The organism is Virgisporangium aurantiacum (assembly GCF_016863635.1).
Lineage (GTDB): Bacteria > Actinomycetota > Actinomycetes > Mycobacteriales > Micromonosporaceae > Virgisporangium > Virgisporangium aurantiacum.
In genome coordinates this window covers 34,013-58,742 of sequence record NZ_BOPG01000072.1, presented here as the reverse complement: position 1 = coordinate 58,742, position 24,730 = coordinate 34,013, and the positions used below count along the sequence as shown (strand labels likewise).

General features: G+C 70.4%; 21 protein-coding genes. 15 read left to right on the top strand and 6 right to left on the bottom strand.

What is annotated here, in order from left to right; all coding sequences use genetic code 11:
* Nucleotides 1–50: 50 nt before the first annotated feature.
* The 7 genes from Vau01_RS47230 (at nt 51) to Vau01_RS47200 (ending at nt 9,379) form a co-directional block, all read left to right on the top strand.
* Complete coding sequence (locus Vau01_RS47230) at nt 51–1,637, top strand: serine/threonine-protein kinase (RefSeq protein WP_239152457.1); 1,587 nt, start codon at nt 51–53, stop codon at nt 1,635–1,637.
* An 80-nt stretch (nt 1,638–1,717) separates the two neighbouring features.
* Nucleotides 1,718–2,956: a hypothetical protein gene (locus Vau01_RS47225; RefSeq protein WP_204007240.1), complete on the top strand. Its 1,239-nt coding sequence runs from the start codon at nt 1,718–1,720 to the stop codon at nt 2,954–2,956.
* On the top strand, nt 2,953–5,025 hold the full coding sequence (locus tag Vau01_RS47220) for a RecQ family ATP-dependent DNA helicase (RefSeq protein ID WP_204007239.1): 2,073 nt from the start codon (nt 2,953–2,955) through the stop codon (nt 5,023–5,025). The genes Vau01_RS47225 and Vau01_RS47220 overlap by 4 nt, the downstream gene beginning before the upstream one ends.
* Nucleotides 4,956–5,804: a DUF8832 domain-containing protein gene (locus tag Vau01_RS47215; protein ID WP_239152455.1), complete on the top strand. Its 849-nt coding sequence runs from the start codon at nt 4,956–4,958 to the stop codon at nt 5,802–5,804. Before Vau01_RS47220 ends, Vau01_RS47215 begins: the two co-directional genes overlap by 70 nt.
* A 121-nt stretch (nt 5,805–5,925) precedes the next feature.
* Nucleotides 5,926–6,600 (top strand): helix-turn-helix transcriptional regulator, encoded by a 675-nt coding sequence (locus Vau01_RS47210; protein WP_204007238.1) that lies wholly within the window; start codon nt 5,926–5,928, stop codon nt 6,598–6,600.
* A 67-nt stretch (nt 6,601–6,667) separates the two neighbouring features.
* The gene (locus Vau01_RS47205; protein WP_204007236.1) at nt 6,668–7,141 is read left to right on the top strand and encodes a hypothetical protein; all 474 of its coding nucleotides are present in this window, start codon (nt 6,668–6,670) and stop codon (nt 7,139–7,141) included.
* Between the two features lie 1,170 nt (nt 7,142–8,311).
* Nucleotides 8,312–9,379 (top strand): S8 family serine peptidase, encoded by a 1,068-nt coding sequence (locus Vau01_RS47200; protein ID WP_204007233.1) that lies wholly within the window; start codon nt 8,312–8,314, stop codon nt 9,377–9,379.
* Here Vau01_RS47200 and Vau01_RS47195 read toward each other — a convergent pair.
* The 3 genes from Vau01_RS47195 to Vau01_RS47185 form a co-directional block, all read right to left on the bottom strand.
* Nucleotides 9,353–10,612, bottom strand: coding sequence for a class I SAM-dependent methyltransferase (locus tag Vau01_RS47195; RefSeq protein ID WP_239152453.1), 1,260 nt, complete (start codon nt 10,610–10,612; stop codon nt 9,353–9,355). The two genes, Vau01_RS47200 and Vau01_RS47195, sit on opposite strands and share 27 nt — an antisense overlap.
* Before the next feature lie 123 nt (nt 10,613–10,735).
* A complete protein-coding gene (locus tag Vau01_RS47190; RefSeq protein WP_239152451.1) occupies nt 10,736–11,707 on the bottom strand; it encodes an MBL fold metallo-hydrolase in 972 nt (323 codons plus the stop codon).
* Nucleotides 11,704–13,428, bottom strand: a complete 1,725-nt coding sequence (locus Vau01_RS47185; protein ID WP_239152449.1) for a DEAD/DEAH box helicase — start codon at nt 13,426–13,428, stop codon at nt 11,704–11,706. Before Vau01_RS47185 ends, Vau01_RS47190 begins: the two co-directional genes overlap by 4 nt.
* A gap of 372 nt (nt 13,429–13,800) precedes the next feature.
* Between Vau01_RS47185 and Vau01_RS47180 the strand changes: the two genes are divergently transcribed.
* A complete protein-coding gene (locus Vau01_RS47180) occupies nt 13,801–14,463 on the top strand; it encodes a ferritin-like fold-containing protein (protein ID WP_204007231.1) in 663 nt (220 codons plus the stop codon).
* A 63-nt stretch (nt 14,464–14,526) separates the two neighbouring features.
* Here Vau01_RS47180 and Vau01_RS47175 read toward each other — a convergent pair whose 3' ends face one another.
* From Vau01_RS47175 to Vau01_RS47165, 3 genes are all read right to left on the bottom strand, one after another.
* The gene (locus tag Vau01_RS47175; protein WP_204007229.1) at nt 14,527–14,754 is read right to left on the bottom strand and encodes a DUF3107 domain-containing protein; all 228 of its coding nucleotides are present in this window, start codon (nt 14,752–14,754) and stop codon (nt 14,527–14,529) included.
* Nucleotides 14,755–14,825: 71 nt separating this feature from the next.
* On the bottom strand, nt 14,826–15,464 hold the full coding sequence (locus tag Vau01_RS47170) for a TetR/AcrR family transcriptional regulator (RefSeq protein WP_204007227.1): 639 nt from the start codon (nt 15,462–15,464) through the stop codon (nt 14,826–14,828).
* Nucleotides 15,465–15,727: 263 nt separating this feature from the next.
* Nucleotides 15,728–16,114, bottom strand: a complete 387-nt coding sequence (locus Vau01_RS47165) for a hypothetical protein (protein WP_204007225.1) — start codon at nt 16,112–16,114, stop codon at nt 15,728–15,730.
* 534 nt (nt 16,115–16,648) lie between these two features.
* Here Vau01_RS47165 and Vau01_RS47160 point away from each other — a divergent pair.
* The 7 genes from Vau01_RS47160 (at nt 16,649) to Vau01_RS47130 (ending at nt 24,718) form a co-directional block, all read left to right on the top strand.
* A complete protein-coding gene (locus tag Vau01_RS47160) occupies nt 16,649–19,342 on the top strand; it encodes a hypothetical protein (protein WP_204007223.1) in 2,694 nt (897 codons plus the stop codon).
* Nucleotides 19,343–19,379: 37 nt separating this feature from the next.
* Nucleotides 19,380–20,348, top strand: coding sequence for an alpha/beta fold hydrolase (locus tag Vau01_RS47155; protein WP_204007221.1), 969 nt, complete (start codon nt 19,380–19,382; stop codon nt 20,346–20,348).
* Nucleotides 20,349–20,375: 27 nt separating this feature from the next.
* A complete protein-coding gene (locus tag Vau01_RS47150; RefSeq protein ID WP_204007219.1) occupies nt 20,376–21,194 on the top strand; it encodes a DUF3152 domain-containing protein in 819 nt (272 codons plus the stop codon).
* A 34-nt stretch (nt 21,195–21,228) separates the two neighbouring features.
* Nucleotides 21,229–22,416, top strand: coding sequence for an adenylyltransferase/sulfurtransferase MoeZ (gene moeZ / locus Vau01_RS47145; protein WP_239152447.1), 1,188 nt, complete (start codon nt 21,229–21,231; stop codon nt 22,414–22,416).
* 51 nt (nt 22,417–22,467) lie between these two features.
* Nucleotides 22,468–23,274, top strand: a complete 807-nt coding sequence (locus Vau01_RS47140; RefSeq protein WP_204007215.1) for a prenyltransferase/squalene oxidase repeat-containing protein — start codon at nt 22,468–22,470, stop codon at nt 23,272–23,274.
* 68 nt (nt 23,275–23,342) lie between these two features.
* A complete protein-coding gene (gene proB, locus Vau01_RS47135; protein WP_204007213.1) occupies nt 23,343–24,428 on the top strand; it encodes a glutamate 5-kinase in 1,086 nt (361 codons plus the stop codon).
* A 59-nt stretch (nt 24,429–24,487) separates the two neighbouring features.
* Nucleotides 24,488–24,718: an MGMT family protein gene (locus Vau01_RS47130; protein ID WP_239152481.1), complete on the top strand. Its 231-nt coding sequence runs from the start codon at nt 24,488–24,490 to the stop codon at nt 24,716–24,718.
* Nucleotides 24,719–24,730 lie beyond the last annotated feature (12 nt).

Sequence of the window (24,730 nt, the reverse complement as noted above, 5' to 3'; positions counted from 1 at the left end):
GGAGTTGTGTAGGTCGCCGGCCCGGCGGGCAGGACTTCCCTATGGATGGGGTGGAGTCACTCGCGGGCCGGTACCGGCTGGTCGACCGCCTCGGCGCCGGTGGCATGTCCGTGGTGTGGCGCGGCCATGACGACGTGCTCGGCCGTCCGGTCGCCGTGAAGCTGCTCGCGCCGAAGTACGCCACCGATCCCGCCTCGCGCGAGCGCATCCGGAGCGAGGCCCGCGCCGCCGCGCGCCTCAACCACCCCAACATCACCGACGTCTACGACTACGGCGAGTCGGAGGTCGACGGCCACACCGTCCCGTTCGTGGTGATGGAACTCGTCGAGGGCGTGCAACTCGACGACCACCTGGCCGACGGGCCGATGCCGTGGCGGGCGGCCGTGGAACTGTGCGCCCAGGTGGCGGCCGCGCTCGCGGCCGTGCACGAGCGCGGTCTCGTGCACCGCGACGTGAAGCCGGCGAACATCATGCTCACCGCGATCGGCGCGAAACTGGTCGACTTCGGCATCTCCGCCGAGGCCGGCGACACCTCCGAGGGACCCGGCCAGGTCTTCGGCACCCCGGCCTACCTGGCCCCCGAGCGCCTCGACGGCGGGCCGGCCGACGCCGCGAGCGACGTCTACGCGTTCGGGCTCGTGCTGTACAAGGCGCTGGCCGGCGACCTGCCGTGGGACGCCGACACCACCACCCAGATGCTGCGGGCGCACTGCTACGTCGACCCGACGCCGTTGCCGCGCATCCCCGGCCTGCCGGCCACGGTGGCGAACCTGTGCCGGCGCAGCCTCTCGAAGCGACCGGTGGCGCGCCCGTCGACGGCGGAGATCGCCCGGACGCTCGCGGCGGTGACCGGCCTGCGGGTCCCGGTCGGCGCGCTGCCCGCGCGAGCGGACGCAGACGCGGGAACGAAGACGGATTTCCGTACCCGGACGCAGGCGGTGGGCGTCCCCTTGTTTTCGAAGCTTTCCGCGCGCCTCCGCCCGAGCGTTGCCGGCGTCGGTGTCCTCGGGGTGGCCGCGGTGGCGACGGCGTTCGGGGCCGTGTCGTGCGCCGGGCCCGACGAACCCGCCGGCGACGGGGTGCGGGCGCAGGCGGCGGCCGGCGCGGGTGGGGCCGGGTCGCCCGGGCCGCAACCCGGATGCCGGGTGGAATACCGGACGCGGGTGGACACCGGTGGGCAGTTCATCGTGGACGTGACGGTGGCGAACACCGGTTCCGCGGCCCTGTCGCAGTGGGCGCTGGCGTTCGACTACGGGAGCGACCAGAAGATCCTCTCGGTCGACGGTGCACGGTCCACACAGGACGGTGGAGCGGTCCGGCTGGAGGCCTCGACGCCGTTGGCCGCCGGCGGGATGGCGACGGTGTCGCTGGTCGGCTCGTACGCGGCGGGCAACCCGATGCCGACCGGGTTCCAACTGGCGGGACACAAGTGCACGGAACAGGTTGTCGGTGCGGCCGCGCCGCCGCCGACCGTGGCGGGTGGCGGCGGTCCCGGCGCCGGACCCGCCGGACCCGCCGCCGGGCCTGCCGGGCCTGCTAACGGCGGTCCTGCCGCCGGCGGGCCGAAGGAGGACAAGTCAAACTCCGGGCCCGGAAAGGGCAAGAAGAAAGACGACGAGGGCGAAGACGACGACTGATTGTCCGACCCCGCGAAGGGGATCGTTTCCTCGTTACCGTCGACCGCCTAGGGTGTAGGGCGTCAACGGGAGGAGTAGCCGTGCGGTTCGAGGTCAGTCGGGTGATGGACACGGTCGAGCAGCGCCTGACGACCGATATCACGCTGGCGCAGGCAGTGGTCGACCTCGCCGACGTCGCGCGGTTCCAGGAGTTAGACGGCGGACGTCCGGTGAATCTGCTCCGCGTGGGCATGGTCCTCGACGCGTTGGCCCAGTACCTTCTCGACGGCGCGGCGATGCTGTTCCCGGTTGCCGGGCGCGAGTTGATCTCCGATCAGTCGTTGACGTCCAAGGAGCGCATGGTCCTCGGCCGGTGGCTCGACAGCGGCCGGATCGAGGCGGTTCCGATGGTCGGAGACCGCGTGATCGAGGTGGCCGACTTCACCGGGATGCCGGTGATCGCCCGCCGCAGCTACCGCCAGTACGCCGACCGGTTCCCGTGGCTGACGTCGAGTCCGGAACGGGTGCTGCGGCTCGACCGCCGGCCCGGCAAGGCCGTCCTCACCCCCGACGGCGAGTCCGACTCGCCGCCCGCCGGTGCATCGCGGAGCGTGGGCCGGTACGCCGCCGAGCGCACCGTGACACCCGAGAAGGGCGAGCGGGTCTTCCAGCCGCGCGCCCGCCAGGCGGAGACCCGCGTGAGCACCCGGGCGATCGAGCCGGCCGCCGAGCCGAGCAGCCTCGGCGCGACGCTGCTGGCCCGGTCGTGGCGGTGCGCGGAGGACATGTGCCCGAGCTTCGGCCCCGACCGGGAGATCGGTGAGCCGGTGCCGCGGCTGCTGAAGGGCGTGCCGTCGTGCCCGCGGCACGAGCGTCCCCTCACCGACAACGGATCCCGGCCGGCCGAGTACCCGGTGGCCGTCGTGATCGAAGACGCGGTGCGGCTCCGGTTCCCGGTCACCGCCGCCGCGCCCGTCCACGTGGGACGCGACGCCGACATCTCCCTGAGGCTGTGGCTGCACGAGTCGGCGTCCTCGTGGATCGCCGACCGGCACCTCCGGCTCGACATCATCGACGGCGGCCTGGTGATCACCGGCGCCGGCGAGAACGGCACCGTCGTGTGGCACCGGGCGGGGCCGGGCGACGCCCCGCAGTCGGTGCGCCTGTACGAGGGTCAGCGGTACGCGCTCGGCCGCCACGACACGATCGAGTTGTACACCGGGGTCGAACTGGTGCCGGGCAACCGCCGCGTCGTCGGCGGTCCGGTGTCGGCCCGCGACGTGCTCTCGGTGCTTGCCGACGCGCCGACGGTGGCGCTTCGGGCACACTCGTCTTCGTGACTTCACTCCGTGACACTGCTTCGGACGTACTGCACAAGCTGGCGGGGCCGTCCGCCTCGTTGCGACCGGACCAGTGGACGGCGATCGACGCGCTGGTGTCCGATCGGCGGCGGGTGCTGTGCGTCCAGAAGACCGGGTGGGGTAAGTCGGCCGTCTACTTCATCGCCACCGCTCTGCTCCGTGCGCGCGGTTCCGGACCGACGGTGATCGTCTCGCCGTTGCTGGCGCTGATGCGGAACCAGGTCTCCGCTGCTGAACGTGCGGGTATCCACGCCCGGACGATCAACTCGGCGAACCTGGACGAGTGGGACGACATTCAGGCGTCGGTCGCCGCCGGATCGGTCGACGTGCTGCTGATCAGCCCGGAACGGCTGAACAATCCGGACTTCCGCGACAACGTGCTGCCGAAGTTGGCGTCGTCGGTGGGGCTGCTCGTCGTCGACGAGGCGCACTGCGTGTCGGACTGGGGGCACGACTTCCGTCCCGACTACCGGCGGCTGCGGTCGCTGCTGGCCGGGCTGTCGCCCGACACGCCGGTGCTGGCGACCACCGCCACGGCGAACTCCCGGGTGACCGCCGACGTGGCCGAGCAGTTGGGTGACGCGCTGGTGCTGCGCGGGGCGCTCGACCGGGAGTCGTTGCGGCTGGGCGTCCTGCGACTGCCGTCACCCGCCCATCGCCTGGGTTGGCTGGCCGACCACCTCGGCGACCTTCCCGGCTCGGGGATCATCTACACCCTGACCGTGGCCGCCGCCCTCGACACCGCGAGCTTCCTGCGGGGCCGGGGCATCGCCGTAGCCGCCTACAGCGGACAGACCGACGACGCCGAACGCCGGGCCGCCGAAGACGACCTGCTGAACAACCGCATCAAGGCGCTGGTGGCGACGTCGGCGCTCGGGATGGGGTTCGACAAGCCCGACCTGGGGTTCGTGATCCATCTGGGCGCGCCGGCGTCGCCGATCGCGTACTACCAGCAGGTCGGGCGCGCGGGGCGGGCCGTCGCCTCGGCCGACGTCCTGTTATTGCCGGGGCCGGAGGACGAGGCGATCTGGCGATACTTCGCGTCGTTGGCGTTCCCGCCCGCTGATCAGGTGTTCTCTGTTCTCTCCGCGCTGTCGGACACGCCGTTGTCGACGCCGGCGCTGGAGGCCCGGGTCGAGCTGAAGCGCAGCCGGCTCGAACTGATGCTCAAGGTGCTCGACGTCGACGGCGCGGTCCGACGGGTGCGGGGCGGCTGGGTCGCCACCGGGGTTCCGTGGGAGCACGACAGCACCCGGTACGCGCGGATCGACGCGGCGCGGGTCGCGGAGCAGGACTCGATGCGGTCCTATGCCCGCGGGTCCGTCGGATGCCGGATGGAGTATCTGCGGCGCTGCCTCGACGATCCGGGCGCGGCCGCTTGTGGCCGGTGCGACGGGTGTGTTTCTCCGTGGTATCCGGTCGACGTGTCGTCCGCTGCCCTCGATGTCGCGTCCGCCCACCTCGGCCGGACGGGCGTCGAGATCGCGGCCCGCAAGATGTGGCCGACCGGCCTCGGCGCGGTGGGCGTGCCGCTGTCGGGCCGGATCCCGCCGGGGCAGCAGGCCGCGCCGGGCCGGGCCGTCGGGCGCCTCTCCGACCTCGGCTGGGGAGACCGGTTGCGGCGGGCGGTCAACGCCGACGCGCCGGTGTCCGACGAGGTGTTCGCCGGGGTCGTCTCCGCCCTCGCCGAGTGGGCGCGCGGTGCCAACGCCTGGCCGTCCCGTCCCTCCGGTGTCGTTTTCATCGCGTCGCGGTCGCGGCCGTCGTTGGTTTCGTCGCTGGCGTCGCGGATCGGTTCGGTGGGGCGGCTGCCCGTGCTGGGGTCGGTGGAGGTCATGGCGCCGCTGGCGTCGAGCGTCAACAGCGCCCAGCGGGTGCGGGGCCTGTACGACTCGATCGCGCTGCCCGCGTTCGGGTCGTTCGAGGGACCGGTGCTTCTGGTCGACGACTACGTCGACAGCGGCTGGACGATGGCGATGTGCGCGCGGGCGCTACGGCAGGCGGGCGCGCCGATGGTGCTGCCGTTCGCGCTGGCGCTGAGCGGGTAATGGATCCGGTCGCGCGGCGCGGAGCGGTGTTCGTGGTCGGCGTGCTGGCCGCGCTCATCGGCGGATACTTCATCGGCACGGCGTCGGTACCGTCGTCTTCCTCTTCTCCGCCGCCCTCCCATGCCCACGCCGGTCCCGAATACTCTTTGGCTCTTGAATCTTCCGACTTTTCGTTGGGTGTTTCTCGGGACCTGCGGTTCCGGATCGCGGGAGCGTTCGGCGACCCGGTGACGGAGTTCGCGGTCAAGCACGACAAGCGGATGCACGTGGTGGTCGTCCGCTCGGACCTCACCGGATACCAGCACCTGCACCCGACGCTCGGCCCCGACGGCGTCTGGTCGGTGCCGTTGACGCTGACCGCGCCGGGGACCTGGCGGGTGTTCGCCGACTTCACCGCCGCCGACGGAGTCGACGCGACCGCCGCGGCATTTCTCCTGGTGGGTGGTGCGTTCTCGCCGGCGCCGCTGCCTCCCGCCGGCTCCGTCGCGGACATCTCGGGTGTTTCGGTGACGCTCGACGGTCGTGTTCGGCCGGGCGGGACCGAACCTCTGACATTTACGGTGTCTGCTTCGGGACCCTTGGACAGATACCTCGGCGCGTACGGGCATCTCGTGCTGGTGCGGGCCGGCGACCTGGCGTTCGTGCACGTGCATCCGGAGGACGCGCTGCGGGGTGGTTCGGTGCGGTTCTGGGTCACGCTGCCCGGACCGGGAACGTATCGCGCCTTCTTCGATTTTTCAATCGCCGGCGTGGTGCGAACGGCCGAATTCACGCTTTGACCTTCTCTTACAAGTGGTGCGTTGTTATCCACAGGTTTGAATTGCCTCTGGTGTGGTGGGTTGGAGGCGGTGCAGGATTCTTCGCATGTCGAGGGGGAGCCTGGCATCCAGGGTCGGCTGGATGTTCAATCATGAACGCGCACAACGGCAAATGAGCCAGGCCCGTGCGGCGCAACACCTGGGAGCCAGCCAGCAATGGATATCCCAGGTCGAGCGCGGAATAGTCGCACCCACCACCGACGCCATCGAACGCCTTTTCGCGATCTTCGACCTGAAGGTGATTCTCGACGTGGAACCCACCGGCACCGGGTTGCGCGCACTCGACGAAGAGATCGACGAGGTGCGATCCCTTTCCGACGACGACCGGCTGGCCGTGGTCGACACGTTCCGTCGGGCCTTCGACGAACTGGCCCCGGTCCCGTGGGTGGTGTCCGGCCGCCTGGGCGCGTTCCTCCAGGGCGCACCCCTGCGGGTGTACCGGCTCGACCTGGCCGTCGCCGAACCCGACCTCGACCGGCTGGCCGGCGTCTTCGAATCCCACCAGTGCGACCGGTGGAACGAAAGCCTCCTGGATTACTACGGTGCGCCCGTCCACCCCCGCCTGCCCGGCCCGATGCGCTGGTTGCTGGGTCCCAACGAGTTACGCGTGGAAGTGGCCGACCGCCTGCCCGCGTCGATCACCGTCGGCGTGGCCGGTCGCTACCTTCCCGTCCGCCCATTGGCCGACATCGAGGTCCGAGATCCCGGCATCGCCACCGTGATGCGCCGCGTACGCACAAGAGTTATCCACAGCTAGCAATCACCTAGTTACGGTCGGCCGTTGAATCCGCTACATTGGTCGCCGCGGATCTGGGGAGGCTCGCATGCCAGAGATCGACGATCCGGTCAGCTCCGTCCCGGGACTGACGGCGATCGACGTTGACGTCAGCGGTCTGGACACGTTCGCCGGCTCCGTAGAAGGCGAACTCCAGGCAAACTTCGAACCGCAGGCCATCGGCCTGATGCGCATCTACCAAACCGGCAGCTACTTCGGGATGGGCCACGAAAGCCCCGACGTTCAAGCCGCCCGCACGCGCTACACCACCTGCCTACAGGCGGCGGTCAACCAACTGGCCGGCTACGCCAACGCCACACAGATCCTGATCGAGGCCGCCCGCGCCGTAGCCGCCCGCTACCGCGGCACCGATGCCCTGTCGGCCGCCAACCTCGCGGAAGTCCAAGGCGCCCTCGACCAGGCAAGGCTGGCAGCCGCTGCCGCGGTCTCCGCCGCCGACCGGGCCGCCACCGGCAAAGCCGATCCACTCGCCACCGGCCCCGGGCAGGTGCACTTTGAGTGAGTCACACTGGGCCGGCAAGAGCGTGCCCCAAATGTGGGCATCCGCCCAAGCCGCCGACACTCAAACCGCATGGCAGCAGGTGAACGCCTGGCGCCGAACCCACGACCTCCTACTTCACCACGCCGGCCGCCTCAAAGCCTGCGCCGACGAACTCGCGTACGCCTGGCCCCCGGGCCGCAGCCCGGCCGCCCAAGCCTTCGTCGCCTACATCACCGAACTACGCACCGCGATCGAGAACGCCAGCGCCGACGCCGCTACCAACTACACCGCGATCGCCGGCGTCCTGACGAGCCTGTCCTCGGCAAAGGCCGACATGGCCCAGCTCATGCAAGCCTGGGATTCGTACGAAAACTCGCCGACGGCCGAGAAGGCCAGGCGGTCATCGGCTGGGAGCCCTGATTCGCCGGACGCGTTGAACGCGCAGGCCCGCGCACGAATGTCCAAAAACGACCAGGAAGTTCTGGAATCCTCCCGCCGATTCGTCGATCTTGCCCCAACACGGGAACGAGGGACTGGGGAGCAGGAGACTTGGAACCCGAGCTCCCAGGGCGGCATCGGTTCGGGGAGTGCTTCCACCGCGCAGCTAGGAGCGAGTTCATCAACCTCATGGGTGGCTGCTCAATCAGTCAGTTCATTGGATGCGATTGACGACCAAGTGGGCCTTGCGGGCGGATCGGTTGCGTCCAAGCTGCCGGGATCGGTTGGTCCAGCGACGTCCGGGGTGGCCTCGGGACTCTCGCCCGCGCCAGAGGTCGGAATACCAAACCCCGGCTTGGGCGCGGTCGGAGGGGGTCTGGTCGCTCGTGCGCAATCGGTCGGGGAGGCTGGGCGGCTAGCGCGGCCCAGTGGCCTCCATGCCGGATCGCCCGGCGTTGTAGGCGGAGCATCCCCAACTGCTCCGGTGGCTATCGGCTCGGGCCGTGGGCAGGGAAAGGTGAATCCCATTGGCGGAGTTATCGAGCCCGGCCGGCCAATGTCGTCTGCCTCGGCGCTTCCGCTCACGGGGCGTGCCGGAGCTGCCTCCGAAAGTCATCGGGAATCAACCGCGGCGCTTACGCTGCAGTGGGACGTGCTGCAAGGTGTTAGTCCCGTCATTGAACCGAGTCCGGAGACACCTTTCGAGCTCGGTCCGGGCGTGATCGGAATCGATCGGTGATTTCACGGATTGGCTTGTTCTCGCTCGGGCTCGTACTCATTGTTGGCGCACAGATATTGATTCCCGGCATCGCTGTCGCTGATAACGTACGTGATGCGCAGTGGCATCTGTCCTTTCTCGGCATGCGAGACGCGCAACTTGCTTCGCGAGGAGAGGGCGTCGCTGTTGCTGTGATAGATAGTGGAGTCGATGCATCGCATCCTGACCTTGGAAACGCGATCGGAACTGGCTTGGAGGTCAACAGCGCTGGAGATGGGCGGTCAGATCAGGACGGGCACGGAACCTCAATGGCTGGACTCGTGGCTGCAAGGGGGCGAACCCCATCAGACGGAGCCCTGGGAATCGCATCAGGTTCAGTCGTTATTCCAGTGAAGATTCCGAATCAGCGACCATTGACTGTAGCCGCTGCGATCGATGAGGCGATGACTAGAGGCGTCAAGATAATCTGTTTGGCGTTGACTACAAGCGATGACCGTGCGCTGGAAATGGCCGTGAGGCGCGCTCAGGAAGCTGACATCGTCGTGGTAGCTGGTGCCGGAAACTATCCAGATGTAGGCGTACAGGTCCCGGCGAAATACCCGGGTGTTCTTGTGGTAGTTGGTATTGATCGTAACGGCAATCATGCCGCGATCTCGGTATCAGGTCCTGAGGCGATGCTCGCCGCGCCCGCGATAGATGTCGTGTCCACCGCTCCTGGTGGCGGATACTCCAAGATCACAGGAACAAGTCCTGCGACGGCGATCATCGCTGGCGTCGCTGCTCTAGTCCGGTCGAAATTTCCCGATCTCAACGCCACCGAAGTAATTCACCGAATGACCGCAACCGCAATCGACAAAGGCGACCCAGGTCGGGACAAAGAGTACGGCTTCGGAATAGTCAACCCCGTAGCAGCACTCACCGCCGACGTCCCGCCGAATCGAGCCAGTCTCAGTTCGGCCCCCACCCCATCCGAGAAAGCGAAGTCGAGCCCACCGTCGAACAACACCACCGGCCCGGTGATCGGATTCGCCATCCTTGTCGCGGGACTCGTCATCGTCGTAGGAGCAGTCATACTCCTAGGCCGACGTGCCAACAATAGATGAGCCAAGAAGCGTCTCCAGCCGAGGCGCCACCCCCCAGTACCTCGTCAACTCCTCATACTCCGCAACCTGATCACCCGTTGGAACCGCCCCAGTAAACGACCCCCTGAGCAGCAAATTCCGCGGCGTATGCGCAGAATCCACAAACTCGACCACGTCGACCCGATACCCGTGCAACCGCAACAAAGAAGCCCGCAACGTATCAGTCAAGACGTCCGCGAAACGCTCCCGCAGGATTCCGTACCTGGTCAACTGCCCGTACGGCGACGGCGATTTGAGCTGAGCGGCAATGTCGTGATGACAGCAGGGCGCGGCCAGAACCCACCGTGCCCCCCAGCCGACGGCCCGCGCCAACGCCTCGTCGGTGGCCGTGTCGCAAGCGTGCAAGGCAAGAACCAGGTCGGCTCCGTCAACCGGGGCGTCGAGGATCGTGCCGGCCACGAACTGGACCCGGTCCGCCCAGCCCAGTTCCGCGGCGAGTCGGGAGTTGCGGTCGCGTTGGTCGGCTCGGACGTCGACACCGGTGACCGTCACGTCCAGGCCCAGCCCCGACAGGTAGCGGTACGCGGCGAACGTCAGGTAGGCGTTGCCGCAGCCGAGGTCGACCAGCCGCAGCGGTGACGACGGTGGGTTGAGGGTGGCTTTCAGGGCGCGGAGGAACGCGTCGACCTGGCGGCGCTTGGCGGCGTTCGCCCCGACGGCCGTGAACAGCGGATCGTCGGGCGCGATCAGATGGGCCTTGACACGGTCATGAGGCTCGGAAACCGAAAGAGAGGCTGAAGGCGGGGGAGACACAGAAGGCGAAAGAGAGGCAGAAGACGGCGGAGAGGCAGAAGACGAGGGAGAGGCAGAAGACCGAAGAGACGCAGAAGACCGAAGAGACGCAGAAGACGCAACAGAGTGAACCTGCGCCTCGCCACGCTTGGTGACCCGGAGCTGGACCGTCTCGGTGGTCGTCTCGACGTGCCAGTTGCCGAACGGCTCCGCCAGCAGGGAGTCCACAGCGGCGGTGAGTTCGTCGCCGGGCTCCATGTTGCGGACCGACGGCCGGCTGCCGTCGTTCGTCATCACCTGGACGCGGCGGCCCGACTTCAGGGTCACCGGCCGGACCTCCGCCCGCACCAGCCCCGGCGGCAGCCCGCGTCGGCGGCCGGCCGCCACGGCGCGGACCAGGTGGTCCGGGTCGAGCAGAAGATCACGGACACGGAGGAGGGCGGTATCGAGAGCTTCGGGCACCGCTCAAGCCTGCCAGAACAGAGAGAGCCCGCCAGAACGGAGAGAGCCCGCCAGAACGCGGAGAGAGCCCGCCAGAACAGAGAGAGCCGCCAGAACATAAAAGATCAGAACAACATAAATGATTCAGAGCGACCGCGACTCGCCCACCGCCAGCGTCCACAGATCGTCCGGCGCACGACCCGCCTCGGCCCACGCGCGCGAAGCCCCCTCCAACGGGGCCAGCAACGGCTCCGCCGACAACACGAACGTCCCCCAGTGCATCGTCGCCATTCGGGGGGAACCGAGATCGATACAGGCCTGCACCGCCTCGGCCGGGTTGCAGTGCATGGGCCGCATGAACCAGCGGGGCTCGTACGCCCCGACCGGCAGCAGGGCCAGGTCGACGTCCGGATGGCGGGAGCCGATCTCGCGGAACCAGTGCCCGTACCCCGTGTCACCCGCAAAGTAGATCTTGGAGTCACCGGACGAGAGGACCCAGCCACCCCACAGCGTCTTACACGTATCCGTCAGCCCGCGGCGGCTCCAGTGGTGGGCGGGCACGAACTCCACGGACACCGACCCGAGCGACAGTGACTCCCACCAGTCCATCTCGTGCACCCGGCGGAAGCCGCGCGAGCGGAACCACGCCCCGAGCATCCCCGGCACGAACATCGGCGTGTCGCGGGGGAGGCGCCGGATCGTCGGCGCGTCGAGGTGGTCGTAGTGGTTGTGGCTGATCACCACGGCGTCGATCCGGGGCAGCGCCTCCCACGGCAGGCCGGGCGGGGTCAGCCTGGGCGCGACACCGGGGATCCGCCTCGACCACACCGGGTCGGTCAGGATCACCTTTCCACCGATCTGCACCACGTACGTGGCATGCCCGATCCAGGTCACACCGACCGTCATGGGCACGAACGGGCCGGACGACACCGGAATACGCGGGGCATCCGCGGGAGAGGGGCGACGCTCACGCATCATCCGCAGCACCTTGGGCAGGCCGGGCAGCGGCTCGGTCAGGCGGTCGGCGAAGGACTCCGGCCAGTTGCGGCCGCCGTGCGTGCGGCGCCGGCGGGCGAGCTCGCGCCCGACCCGCCGGGGATCAAACGCGCCGGTCACCCCTGCGGCGGGGGTGTCACGCGCCGCCGCCTCCGCCGGGCGCGGGGCGCCGACGCCTCGCCGCCGGCTTCGGCCGCGGCGCTGCCGCCCGCCGAGGCCAGGGCGCTGCCGGTCGCTGAGGCCGCGGCGCTATCGGTCGCTGAGGCCCCGGCGCTGCCGGTGGCTGAGGCCGCGGCGTTGTCGGTCGCTGCGGCGCGGCGCCTGTCGGTCGCCGGGGCGCGGCCGCTGTCGGTGGTTGCGGCGGAGGCGCTACCGGTGGTTGCGGCCTCGGGCTCGCCGCCGTCGATCTTCCGCCTTCTTCTTTTACGCCCACCGCCCTCTCCGGTTGCCGGAGATCCTTCGGATTCGGGGGCTGCTCTCCGCGTCCCGGAACGAACTGCGCGGGGACGGCGACGTCCGCGACCGGCCTTGCCCTCGACATCTTCCAGAATTTCCGCGGAGAGCCCGGCGCGGGTGCGATCGGCGGTGGGCAGGGTGGCGCCGGCGTCTTCGGGGATGTCGAGGTCGGTGAACAGCCACGACGACGTGTGATAGGTCTCCGGCGGCTCGGCCTTGTCGAGCTGGAGCGACTTGTCGATGAGCTGCCAGCGGGGCAGGTCTTCCCAGTCGACGAACGTGACCGCCACGCCCGTGGCGCCGGCCCGGCCGGTGCGCCCGATGCGGTGCACGTACGTGTCGGCGTCTTCGGGGCAGTCGTAGTTGATCACGTGGGTGACGCCGGTGACGTCGAGCCCGCGGGCGGCCACGTCGGTGGCGACCAGGATGTCGATCTTGCCGGCCCGGAACGCGCGCAGGGCCCGCTCGCGGGAGCCCTGGCCCAGGTCGCCGTGGACGGCGGCCACGGCGAAGCCGCGGAAGTCGAGCTCCTCCTGGAGCCGGTCGGCGGCCCGCTTGGTGCGGGTGAAGATCATGGTGAGCCCGCGCTCGCGTGCCTGCAGGATGCGCGCGACCACCTCGACCTTGTTCAGCGAGTGGGTGCGGTACGCCAGTTGCTCGGTGAGCGGCGACGGGCCGGTGTTGACGTCGTGACCGGCGTGCACCGTCATCGGCTGGTGCATGAAACGCCTGGCCAGCGCCACGATCGGGTCGGGCATGGTGGCCGAGAACAGCATGGTCTGCCGCTGGGCCGGCAGCATCGCCAGGATCTTCTCGACGTCTTCGAGGAAGCCCAGGTCGAGCATGCGGTCGGCCTCGTCGAGCACCAGCATCTGGATGCCGTCGAACTTGAGCTGCTTGCCCTTGGCGAGGTCGAGCAGGCGGCCGGGGGTGCCGACCACGATCTCGACGCCGCGGACCAGCGCCGCGGTCTGCGGCTCGTACGCCACCCCGCCGTACACGGGCAGCACCCGCACGCCGCGGGTGGCGCCGGCGGCGGCGATGTCGCGCGCGACCTGCAGGCCGAGCTCACGGGTCGGCACGACGACGAGCGCCTGCGGCCGGCCGGTGGCCCCCTCGGCGGGCGAGATCACCCGTTCGAGGAGCGGAATGCCGAAGCCGAGGGTCTTGCCGGTGCCGGTCGGCGCCTGGCCGATGAGGTCGGCGCCGCGCATGCCGATGGGCACGGCGTACTGCTGAATCGCGAACGCGCGCTCGATACCGGCCGCGGCCAGGGCGGCCACGGTCTCGGGACGGACGCCGAGTTCGGCGAAGGTGGGATCGTCGGAACGGACGGGAGCGTCAGCCGCCAACGCTTCGGCGGCTTCGGTCGGTTCAATCGTCATGGAGTTGTCGGGACGTCTCTCTCGCGGGAGCGCCCGACCAGTATCGGTGCGCTCGGTTTTCGCCGGCGCGCGCTGTGAAGCGCTGCTTCACGCGGCACCACCTCGTAGCACTGCCCTGTGCAGCACATGCGGGCGGCACTGCGCCGGAGGGCCGCGGGCGCGGCCCGGATGGTGACAGGCGCGGGGTTCCCGCCGGATGCGGGCCCTCTCGCGCGGCACCGCGCTGAGCTCACCTCTGAGCCAGGCGCGGTACGAGCATTTCTGAACATGATACCTGGCCAAGCCGATCAACGTGGCATTGCCGCGCCCGACGGGCCGGCGGAGAAAACGCTCTCCCGGGTGGCCGGGAGGGACGGGCGGTAACCTGCGCACGTGGCCGACACCCAACCCCCGCCCGAGCAGACCGAACCCGCCGTGATCGAACTGCTCGGCCTGCTCGCCTACGCCGAACTCGTCGCCTTCGATCGGATGGCCGCCGACGCCCGCCTGGCACCTGACCTCACCCGCCGCGCCATCCTCAGCGAGATGGCCGGCCGGGAGATCGACAACTTCCGCCGGCTCGCCGACCGGCTCCGTGAGCTGGGCACCGACCCGGAGGAGGCGATGACGCCGTTCGTCGGTCCGCTGCAGGACTACCACGCCAAGACCGAGCCGAACGACTGGCTGGAGGCGCTCACCAAGGCCTACATCGGTGAAGGACTGGCCGACGACTTCTACCGGGAGATCGCCGGATTCCTCCAGTCACCCGATCGGGAACTGGTGCTCGACGTCCTGCACGAATCGCGGTTCGAGGAGTTCTCGGCCGAGGAGATCCGGGCGGCGATCGCCGCCGACCCGAAGGTCGCCAACCGGCTGTCGATGTGGGCCCGGCGGCTCTCCGGCGAGGCGTTGTCGCAGGCACAGGCGGTGGCCATGGCGCACGCCGGCCTGGTCGCGCTGGTCATGGTGGGCGTCGGCGATCAGGCCGCGAGCCTGTTCAAGCGGCTGACCTCCGCCCACTCCGCCCGCATGACCTCGGTGGGGCTGAACAACTAGAGCGGGACAACGAGAACGGGCGGCTCCCGAGAGGGAACCGCCCGTGCGTCGATCCTGGGTAGGTCAGCTCACCGTGAAGCCGACCTTCCGGGTCACCGCCTCGGCGATCTCGACGTATGCGACCTTGCTGATGGGCACGATCACCCGGCGGCCCTTCTCGTCGACGAGGTTGAGGACCCCACTTTCGTCGGAGAGCGCCTCGGTCACGGCCTTCTCGACCTCTGCCGGCGTCTCTCCGCTTTCCAGCACGAGCTCGCGCGCTGCGTACTGGACGCCGATCTTGACCTCCAAGGTCTCCTCCTATGTGCTGCGGTAATTTGCTTATTGAACTGCCGGTAGCAGGTTAGCGCGGTATCGACCGGTTACGGCTGTTCGCCGTACAACGGGAAGCTGGCGATGCCGCGCCAGGCCAGCGTCGCGACCAGTCGCTCGGCCTCGGCCTTGTCGACCTGACGGCCACCGGAGAGCCAGAACCGGGCGGCGGTCTCGGCCGCGCCCACCAGCCCGGCGGCCAGTAGCTCGGCCCGCGCCCGGCTGACGCCGGTGTCGGCCATGATCGTGTCGGTGATGACCGCGATGCAGCCGCTCTCGACCCGGTCGACCCGCTCACGGACCGCGTCGTCGTTGCGCAGGTCGGACTCGAAGACGAGGCGGAACGCCTCACTTTCGTGGTCGATGAAGTCGAAGTAGGCCGCCATCGCGTTCCGGACCCGCTGCTTGTTGTCGGTCGTCGCGGCCATCGCCTCGTGCATCCGCGCCAACATCGCGTCGCAGTGCGTGTCGAGCAGCGCCAGATAGAGTTCCAGCTTCCCCGGGAAGTGCTGGTAGAGGACCGGCTTCGACACCCCGGCCTTCTCGGCGATCTCGTCCATCGCGGCGGCGTGATAGCCCTGCGCCACAAATACCTGCTGAGCTGCCGCGAGCAATTGCTTGCGGCGCGCCGACCGGGGCAATCGAACCGGTCTGCCGGGCGCCTGTGCGCCGCTTGTCGCAGAACCCATGTCACCCTCCCGATCGGCCAGCGCACCAGTTGGCCGCTGTAGCAACTTACCCGCTCTCCATGCACACGGTAGCCTCACGGCAGGCGACCAAGGAGCGCACGGTGGATGATCGAGAGCGGGCACCCGACGGGCACAACCACGTCGGCAACGGCGCGCTCGCCCGGGCAGCCGCCCGAAACGGGTCGAACGGTGCCGATCCGGTGCTCGAAGAAATGGTCTCCCAATGGCGCCGCCGGGTCGCCGGTCCACAACCCGAAGACAATTCAGAAACCGACGAGCCCACCATCGCCCGCGGCCGCGCCGAGGTCCCCGGCCCACCGTTCGCCACCGACCCGGCAGACGTGAACCGGGTACCTTTCATTCCGCAGCAACCTCAGGCCCGTCACGAAGAACCGCCCCGCGAAGAGTCGGCTCATCATCTCCCGAGCCCGCCCGCTGACGACGACGACCGGCCCGAGCCGCCCCCGCGCCGCACCGACCGGCAGGTCCACGACGAGCGGATCCGCTATCAGCGCCCGTTCCGGTTTCGCCAACGCCAGGACGAGGGCCCCCAGCACGGACACGCGGAAGCCCAGTTCGGCCCGGTCGAGTCCGGCCCGCCGGAGTATCGCCCGCCCGAGCAACCCCGGCAGGCCTGGCAGCCCGAACACCGCAACACCGGCCCGGAGTTCGGCCACCACAGCCCCGGTGCCGCCCCCCGCTCGCCGGCTCCCTACGGCGCGCCGGACGCGCCCGTGCCGCCGGTGGCGTCCGCTCCACCGTTCGCCGTGACGCCCGATCCCGCGCCCCCGCAACCGCCGACGGGGGCGACGCCGCCGTTCGGCTCGCCCGTGCCTCCACAAGGGTCGTTCGGGTCGGCCGATCCCGCGCCGCCTTTCGGGTCGGCCGCGCCGCCGCAACCGTCGGGGGCCGGGCCGTCGTTCGGGTCGGCCGATCCCGCGTCACCGTTCGGGGCTCCCGCGCCGCCGCAACCGTCGGCGGCCGCGCCGTCGTTTGGGACTCCCGGCCCGCCGCAGTCGTCGGGGGCCGCGCCGTCGTTTGGGACTCCCGGCCCTCCGCAGTCGACGGGGGCCGCGCCGTCGTTTGGAGCTCCTGGCCCGCCGCAGTCGTCGGGGGCCGCGCCGCCGTTCGGGACCCCCAATTCCGTTCCGCCGTTCGGGGCGACGCCCGATTTCGCGCCGCCGGTGAGCGGCCAACCGGCCGGCTCGCCGACCCCGCAAGCCGGCGCCGCCCCTCCGATGCCGCCGCGGATCCCCTTCGCGACGCCGCCACCCCTCGATCCCGCCGCGCAGTACCCGACGCCGGCGGACCCGTACACCCCCGCCGGCCATTTCCCGCCGCCGGCGGACCCGTACATCCCGCAACAGCCGGCCGCCATCCCGCAGCAACCCGCCGCTCAATACCCGGCCCCGGTGGATCCCTACGCCCCGCAACAGCCGGCCGCCCAGTATCATCCGCCGACGCCGGCCGACCCGAACGCCGCATTCGGCAACCACGCCGACCCGACCACCGCTTACCGGCCGCCGCCGAACACCCCCACCTTCGGCGGCCCGGTGCAGCCCTTCCAGCAACCGGGTGAGCCCTTCCAGCAACCCGGCCACCCTCACCAGCAAACCGGCCAGGCCTACCAGCAACCGGGCCAGGCCTACCAGCAACCGCCGGCCGACCCGACCACCACCTTCGGCGGCCCGGCCGCGCAGCCACCGCCCTGGCAGTCGGCCGAACCACCACCGCCGTACCGCGCGACGCCAGCCGAACCGCCACCGCCGTACCGCGCGACGCCGGCCGAGCCGACGACCGCCTTCGGCGGCCCCGCTGATCCGTCCGCCTCGTACCGGGCGATGCCCGGCGACCCGACCACCGCCTTCGGTGCGGGCGAGACGTCGTACCGGGCGATGCCCGGGGAGCCGACCACCGCCTTCGGCGCGGGCGAAACGTCGTACCGGGGCGACCCGCCGACATCCCGGCGGGCGGCGCCCGACGAGCCGTCGACGCCGACCAGTGCGGAACAGCCCACCCAGTTTCGGCCGATGCACCGCAACAGCGGCAGCCACGGCGCGACCATCGACCCCCCGCGCTTCGGCCGGTCCGCGCGATCCGTCCGGCCGACCAGTTCACCGCCCGCCCGGCCGATCAGTTCGCCGCCGGCCCGGCCGACCAGCGCACCGCCGGCCGCGTCCAACCGGCACGACGAGGCAGCACCGGCCCAGCCGGAACCCCAACAGACCGCACAACCGGGGGACCCGGAGTCCCAGGAACAACCCGCCGAGGACCAGCCGATCGTCCCCGCCCCGCTGATCCCGCAGTCCTTCGTGCCGGCTCCGCTGATCCCGCCCGTCTCGCCCGCGCCGGATCCCCGATGGGCCAGCGGACCGTGGTCCGACGAGGCCTGGTCCGCCGGCACCTCACCCTCCGTGGGTTGGCAGGCCGCCCCGGAAAGCAGTCCCCTCCCGCCGCCACCCCCACCCATCCCCAGCGCGGGCGCCTTCGACAACCCCCAACTCGCCGACCTGCCCCAGCGCGTCCCCGCGGAGCCCGACGTTCCCCCGGTCCCCGGCGACGACGGCCTCGATGCCCCGGTCGACGCACCGGCCGATCTTTCCCGGATCCGCGACTACCTCCGCGAAGAGGAAGTCAGCGAGGAACGCCGGGACGGGTTCGACTTCCCCGCTGTGATCGACGCCGTTCAGGGTGTGGTCGGTGTCCGCGAAGCGGAGATCGTCAACATCGACGGCCGGCACACGCTCCGGCTCGACCTCTCCGATGATGCCGACCCCGCCGAGGTCAGCCGCGCCGTCGCCCGCCTGCTGAAGGAACAGATGGGCGTTTCGGCCGAACCAACCCGGCCGCCGGCCGCCGAGGAGGTCGATGCCATGCCCGCAGAACAGAACAGCGCCATCGCGGGCAATGCCGTCGAAGAGGTCCCGGCCATCGATGCACAAGCAGAGATGACGCACACAGAGCCGCCCGAGTTGGCGGACTCCGACGAGTTGGTGGAGCCGCCGGAGTTGACGCCGACCAGCGACCCGGTTCCGGCGCGGCTGGCCGGTCTGCCCCGCGTCGGCGAGCCGCCGACCTCGTCCGACATCGTGCGGGTCGCCTCGGTGCCGACCCGGCGCGGGCTGCCCGCTCCGCGGGTCGGAAGTCGCCCGGGCGGCAGCCGCCCCGCCGACAGCCGGCCGCTGCGTACCCGGCTCGCCGACATCGAGCCGGAGCTGAGCTTCGAGGACTGGCTCGAGGCGATCCGGCCGGGCCAGGCCAGGCCGTCCCAGCACGTCGAGGTCGCTGAGCCGCCGCAGCCCGAAGCCGACGAGCACCAGTCCCTGGTCGGCATGCCGATGGCCCCGGTGTTCAGCGACCCGACCGCAACCGACGACGACACTGAGGACGACGACGAAGACACGCCCGAAGCCGGCGAGCCGGCACCCGAACTGGGCCTGCCCACCGCGCCCGCGTTCCAGTTTGCCGGCTCCGGTGGCCGGGTGCGGCTGGAGCAGGTCGAGGTCAACAGCCATGGCCTCGACGCCGAGGTGCAGGTGCGGCTCTCGGCCGGCGGCACCGGTGCGGTCGGTCACGAAATCGGCCCGGCCGTCGACGGGTACATCCTGCGGCTGTGCGCCACTGCCACGGCGGGTGCCCTCGACGCGCTGCTCACCGACCCCGACAGCGGTACCCGGGTGGGCCGTTGCTACATCGAGCACGCCACCGTGGTGCCGCTGGGCAACTGCGAGATCGCCCTGGTGGTCATGCTCATCGTCTCGGGCGGGTTCGCGGAGCAGTTGAGCGGTTCGGCCATCGTCGCGGGTGACGTGCGGCAGGCCGTCGTCCGGGCGACGCTCGCGGCCGCGAACCGTCGTCTTGACGCACTTCTGCCATAGGTAGATCGCGACAGGCCTCATCGTGCACAGTTGATTGGTGAAGCGCGCGCTGCTGGCACCTGAATCGGAGTTGAACGTCCCGGAAACGCTGCCCGAGCCGTGGCCGGGCAACCCGGTGACGATCGACGGCACGCAGACGTTCGTCCGGCGCACGCCGTCGCGCGGCGAAGCCGCGGAACCCGCGCTCTACGTCCACGGACTGGGCGGCTCGGCCAACAACTGGATCGACCTCGCGCACTTCATGGCCGACCGCTGGGACGGCGAGGCGATCGACCTGCCCGGCTTCGGGCTGAGCGACCCCGGCCGCCGGTACACGATCGCCGCGCTGGCCAACCGGGTGATCCGGTATCTCGAGTGGTCCGATCGGGGCCCGGTGCACCTGGTGGGCAACTCGCTCGGCGGGTCGGTGTCGGTGCGGGTCGCCGGGCTGCGTCCCGACCTCGTCCGCACGCTCACGCTGGTGTCGCCGGCCATGCCGTTCCTCGACCCGCGCCGGTCGGCACAGGGCCGGTTCGCGCCGTTCGTGCTGCTGCCGTACGCGCACCGTCTCGCCGCCCGGCACATGTCGACGATGTCGGTCGACGACATGTTCGCGATGGTGGTCAAGGCCTGTTTCGCCGACCCCGAGGGGCTGCCGGAGCAGCGCCGGATCGACGCGCGGAAGGAGATCGAGTTGCGGTACTCGGTGCCGCACTACCCGGCCGCGTACGTCGGGTGCCTGCGCGGGCTGGTCACCAGCTTCCTGCGCGCCTACCTGCCCGGCGCGGGGTCGCTGTGGCGCATCGCGAAGAGGATCACGGCGCCCACGCTGGTGATCGGCGGCAGCCACGATCAACTGGTCGACACCCGGGTGCCGGCCCAGGTCGCGAAGGTGATCCCGGACAGCCGCCTGCTCATGCTCGACGATGCCGGTCACGTGGCCCAGATCGAGCGTCCGCAGATCGTGGCCCGCGCGATCCTGGGCATGCTCGACGATCAGCGGTCGCCGGCAATCACCCCCAAATAGGGGCAAAGCAAGCCATGCTGGAACATCATGGGGTCGATTCTGCTTCGATTCGCGATCGCCGCGGCGGTGCTGCTCGGCGCGGGCGCCGCCATCGGATCCCGGTTCGGCTCGGGGTTCACGCCCGACGGCGTCCCCGGTCCCGTTGACCCGTACCTGGTCGCACCCGGCACGCTCCGACCGACCGCACCACCGTCCCCGTCCGAAACAGCGCCACCGGCGACGCAGGCCGCCGGCCGGCCCGTCGCCTCTCCCGGCGACAAAACGGCTGCAGCGACCGTGCCCCGCACGGGCACCGGCCGGTTCGCAACGGCGTCCGCGACCGGTCCGGTTCGCGGCACGGCCGGGCCGCTGCACCGCTACAAGGTGACGGTCGAGGTCGGCTCCGGGCAGGAGCCGCTGGACGTCGCCATGATCATCGAGTCGGTGCTCGGCGACCCGCGCAGCTGGACCGCGAACGGCTCCCTGCGCCTGCAGCTGGTGTCCGGCGACGACGACGCCGACTTCACCGTGCTGCTGGCGACCCCGGCGACGTCGGAGGCGATCTGCGCGACCGGCGGACTGAAGACCGAGGGGTACTCGTCCTGCCGGCTCCCCGGACGGGTGGTGCTGAACCTGGCCCGCTGGCTGACCGCCATCCCGAACTACGGCGCCCCGCTCGACGAGTACCGCCGGTACCTGGTGAACCACGAGGTCGGTCACCAACTCGGGCGCGGCCACGAGGCCTGCCCGGGCCGGGGCCGCCCGGCGCCGGTGATGCAGCAGCAGACCTATGGCCTGAACGGCTGCGTGGCGAACGCCTGGCCCTACATCAACGGCAAAAGATATTCCGGACGCGCGGTGAAGTGAACGTCACCGCCGCCTGCCGGAACCAAGAGGCACAATGGGCACCATGTCGTTGCCGCCGCTGGTCGAGCCAGCCGCCGAACTCACCATCGACGAGGTCCGTCGCTACTCGCGTCACCTGATCATTCCCGACGTGGGAATGGCCGGGCAGAAACGGCTGAAGAACGCCAAGGTGCTCTGTGTGGGCGCCGGCGGGCTCGGGTCGCCGGCGCTGATGTACCTCGCCGCCGCCGGTGTCGGCACGCTCGGCATCGTGGAGTTCGACACGGTCGACGAGTCGAACCTGCAGCGCCAGATCATCCACGGGCAGAGCGACATCGGTAAGCCGAAGGCCGAGTCGGCCGCGGAGTCGATCCGCGAGATCAACCCGCTGGTCAACGTGATCATCCACAACGAGGCGTTGACCAACGACAACGTCATGGAGATCTTCGCCCGGTACGACCTGATCGTCGACGGCACCGACAACTTCGCGACCCGCTACATGGTCAACGACGCGGCGGTGTTCCTGAAGAAGCCGTACGTGTGGGGCTCGATCTACCGGTTCGACGGGCAGGCCAGCGTGTTCTGGGCCGAGCACGGCCCGTGCTACCGCTGCCTCTACCCGGAGCCCCCGCCGCCCGGCATGGTGCCGTCGTGCGCCGAGGGCGGCGTGCTCGGCGTGCTGTGCGCGTCGATCGGGTCGATCCAGGTCACCGAGGCGATCAAGCTGCTCACCGGCATCGGCGAGCCGCTGGTCGGCAGGCTCGTCGTCTACGACGCCCTGGAGATGAGCTACCGCAAGATCAAGGTCCGGAAGGACCCGAACTGCGCGATCTGCGGCGAGAACCCGACGGTCACCGGCCTCATCGACTACGACGACTTCTGCGGCGCGGTCTCCGACGAGGCGGCCGACGCGGCGCAGGGGTCCACGATCACCCCGCGCGAGCTGAAGGACTGGCTCGACGCCGGCAAGTCGATCGAGCTGATCGACGTGCGCGAGCCGAACGAGTACGAGATCGTCGCGATCCCCGGCTCGAAGCTGATCCCGAAGGGCGACATCCTCAACGGGTCGGCGCTCGCCGACCTGCCGCAGGACCGCCAGCTGGTGCTGTACTGCAAGTCCGGCGTCCGGTCGGCCGAGGCGCTGGCCGCGGTGAAGAACGCCGGATTCAAGGACGCGGTGCACGTTCAGGGCGGCGTCGTGGGCTGGGTCAAGCAGATCGACCCGTCGCTCCCGATTTACTGATGTTAGTTAAGTGACAGGTGAGGCGCGGCCGGCTCGGCTAGCGTTGCCGCCATGGCTGACCTTGATGCCGCCATCGGGTACGTCGTGGCGCACGGCGATTCGGTCGACCGCGCCCGTCTGAGCTTCCTGCGGTCCGGCACCACGCCCAATGTCGAAGTACTGGAGAAGGCCGAGTTCGGCGATCTGCCCGACGGGGGGTTTCCGGCCCTGTCGAGCTCGGCCGTCCCGTCGGTCGACGCCACCTGCTTCCGGCTGAGTGAACTGGCTGACCTCAACGCAATGCACCGGCCGGTGGCCCGGGCGGCCATCGCCTGGCTCGCCCGGTGCCAGTATCCCGAGGGCTACTGGCAGGAAGACGAGTCGCTCGCCGCGGTCGCCCCGCCGTGGGCGATGCCCGGCGATCCGGAGGCAACCGTCTACCAGACCGTGAACGCCGCGTACTGGCTAGCCGTCTCGGCACCGCCGCCGCCGGCCTACGACCAGCAGCCGGAGTACCACCAGCAGGTGGCGATGGCCGGCGAGGCGTTCAAGTCGACGCTGAACCAGAACGGCGCGTGGCCGTCGTACCTGGCCGCGGGCTGGCTGGGCTGCGCCCTGCTGTTCCACCTCGGCTCGTACTACGAGTCGGCGCAGATCCAGGTGATCCTCGCCGAGCGGGTGCCCGACATGTCGCCGGCCGACACCGCGTCGCTTGCCGCGTCGCTGCGCCGGGTCGGCATGAACGCGGAGGACTGGCTGTTGCAGTCCGCCCGTCAGCGCCTCACCAACACCCAGCGCCACGACGGCGCCTGGGCGAGCGACGACGGCCCCGCGTTCGACGTGCACACCACGCTCACCGCGATCCGCGCCTTCCAGTGACGTAGGTCCCGATCACCCAGTGGGAACCGGCGTGGGCGGGTAGCCGGCCGCAGACGAGAATGGCTTCCGTGCGGGCACAGGTCACCACGGCACGCCGGATCGTGGTCAAGGTCGGATCGTCGTCGTTGACGACGCCGGCCGGCGGTCTCGACCCGGCCCGCGTCGACGCGCTCGTCGACGCGATCGCGGCAGCCGATGCCGAGACGGTGCTGGTGTCGTCGGGTGCGATCGCGGCCGGCCTGGCGCCGCTCGGCCTGCCCCGCCGGCCGCGTGATCTGGCCACCCAGCAGGCGGCCGCGAGCGTCGGCCAGGGCCTGCTGATGCGCGCGTACACCGAGTCGTTCGGCCGGTACAGCCGCGTCGTCGGCCAGGTGCTGCTGACGGTCGACGACGTGACCCGGCGCGCCCACTACCGCAACGCCTACCGGACGCTGCAGAAGCTGCTCGACCTCGGTGCCCTGCCGATCGTGAACGAGAACGACACGGTCGCCACCGAGGAGATCCGGTTCGGCGACAACGACCGGCTGGCGGCGCTGGTGGCCGCGCTGGTGCGGGCCGACCTGCTGGTGCTGCTGTCCGATGTGGACGGCCTGTACACCGGCGATCCCAGCAAGCCGGGCGCCGAGCGGCTGTCGGAGGTCAAGGATTTCGCGGACCTCGCCGGGATCAGCATCGGCAAGACCCGGTCGGGTATCGGCACGGGCGGCATGGTCACCAAGATCGAGGCGGCCCGGATCGCCGCCTACTCGGGCGTCCCCGTGGTGCTGACCTCGGCGCCGCAGGCCGCCGCGGCCCTGAGCGGCGCGGAGGTCGGCACGCTCTTCCACCAGATCCGGGCCCGGCCGGCCGCGCGGCTGTTCTGGCTGGCCCACGCAACAGCGCCGCGCGGCCGCCTGACGCTCGATGCCGGCGCCGTCCGCGCGGTGGTCGACCGGCGCGCGTCGCTGCTGCCGGCCGGCATCGTGTCGGTCGACGGGCGGTTCGCGGCCGGGGATCCGGTCGACCTGGTCGATCCGGCCGGCCACCCGGTGGCGCGCGGCCTGGTCAACTACGACGCCGTCGAACTGCCCGGGCTGCTGGGCCGGCAGACCGCCGACCTGGGCCCGGGGTACGGGCGGGAAGTGGTGCACCGGGATGATCTGGTGCTCCTGTGAACGAGGACTTTGCGGAGACGGTCCTGTCCGTCGTGGAGCGGATCCCGCCCGGCCGCGTCATGACGTACGGCGCGATCGCCGAGTACGTCGGTGCGGGCGGCCCGCGGCAGGTCGGTGCGGTGATGTCGCACTACGGCGGGCCGGTGCCGTGGCACCGCGTCGTGAACGCGTCCGGACGGGTGGTGCCCGGCCACGAGCAGGAGGCGCTGCGCCGCCTGCGGAACGAGGGCACCCCGCTGCGCGGCGACCGCGTCAATCTCAAGGTCGCGCTCTGGTGGCCCGAGGATTAACATCCGCTCCAC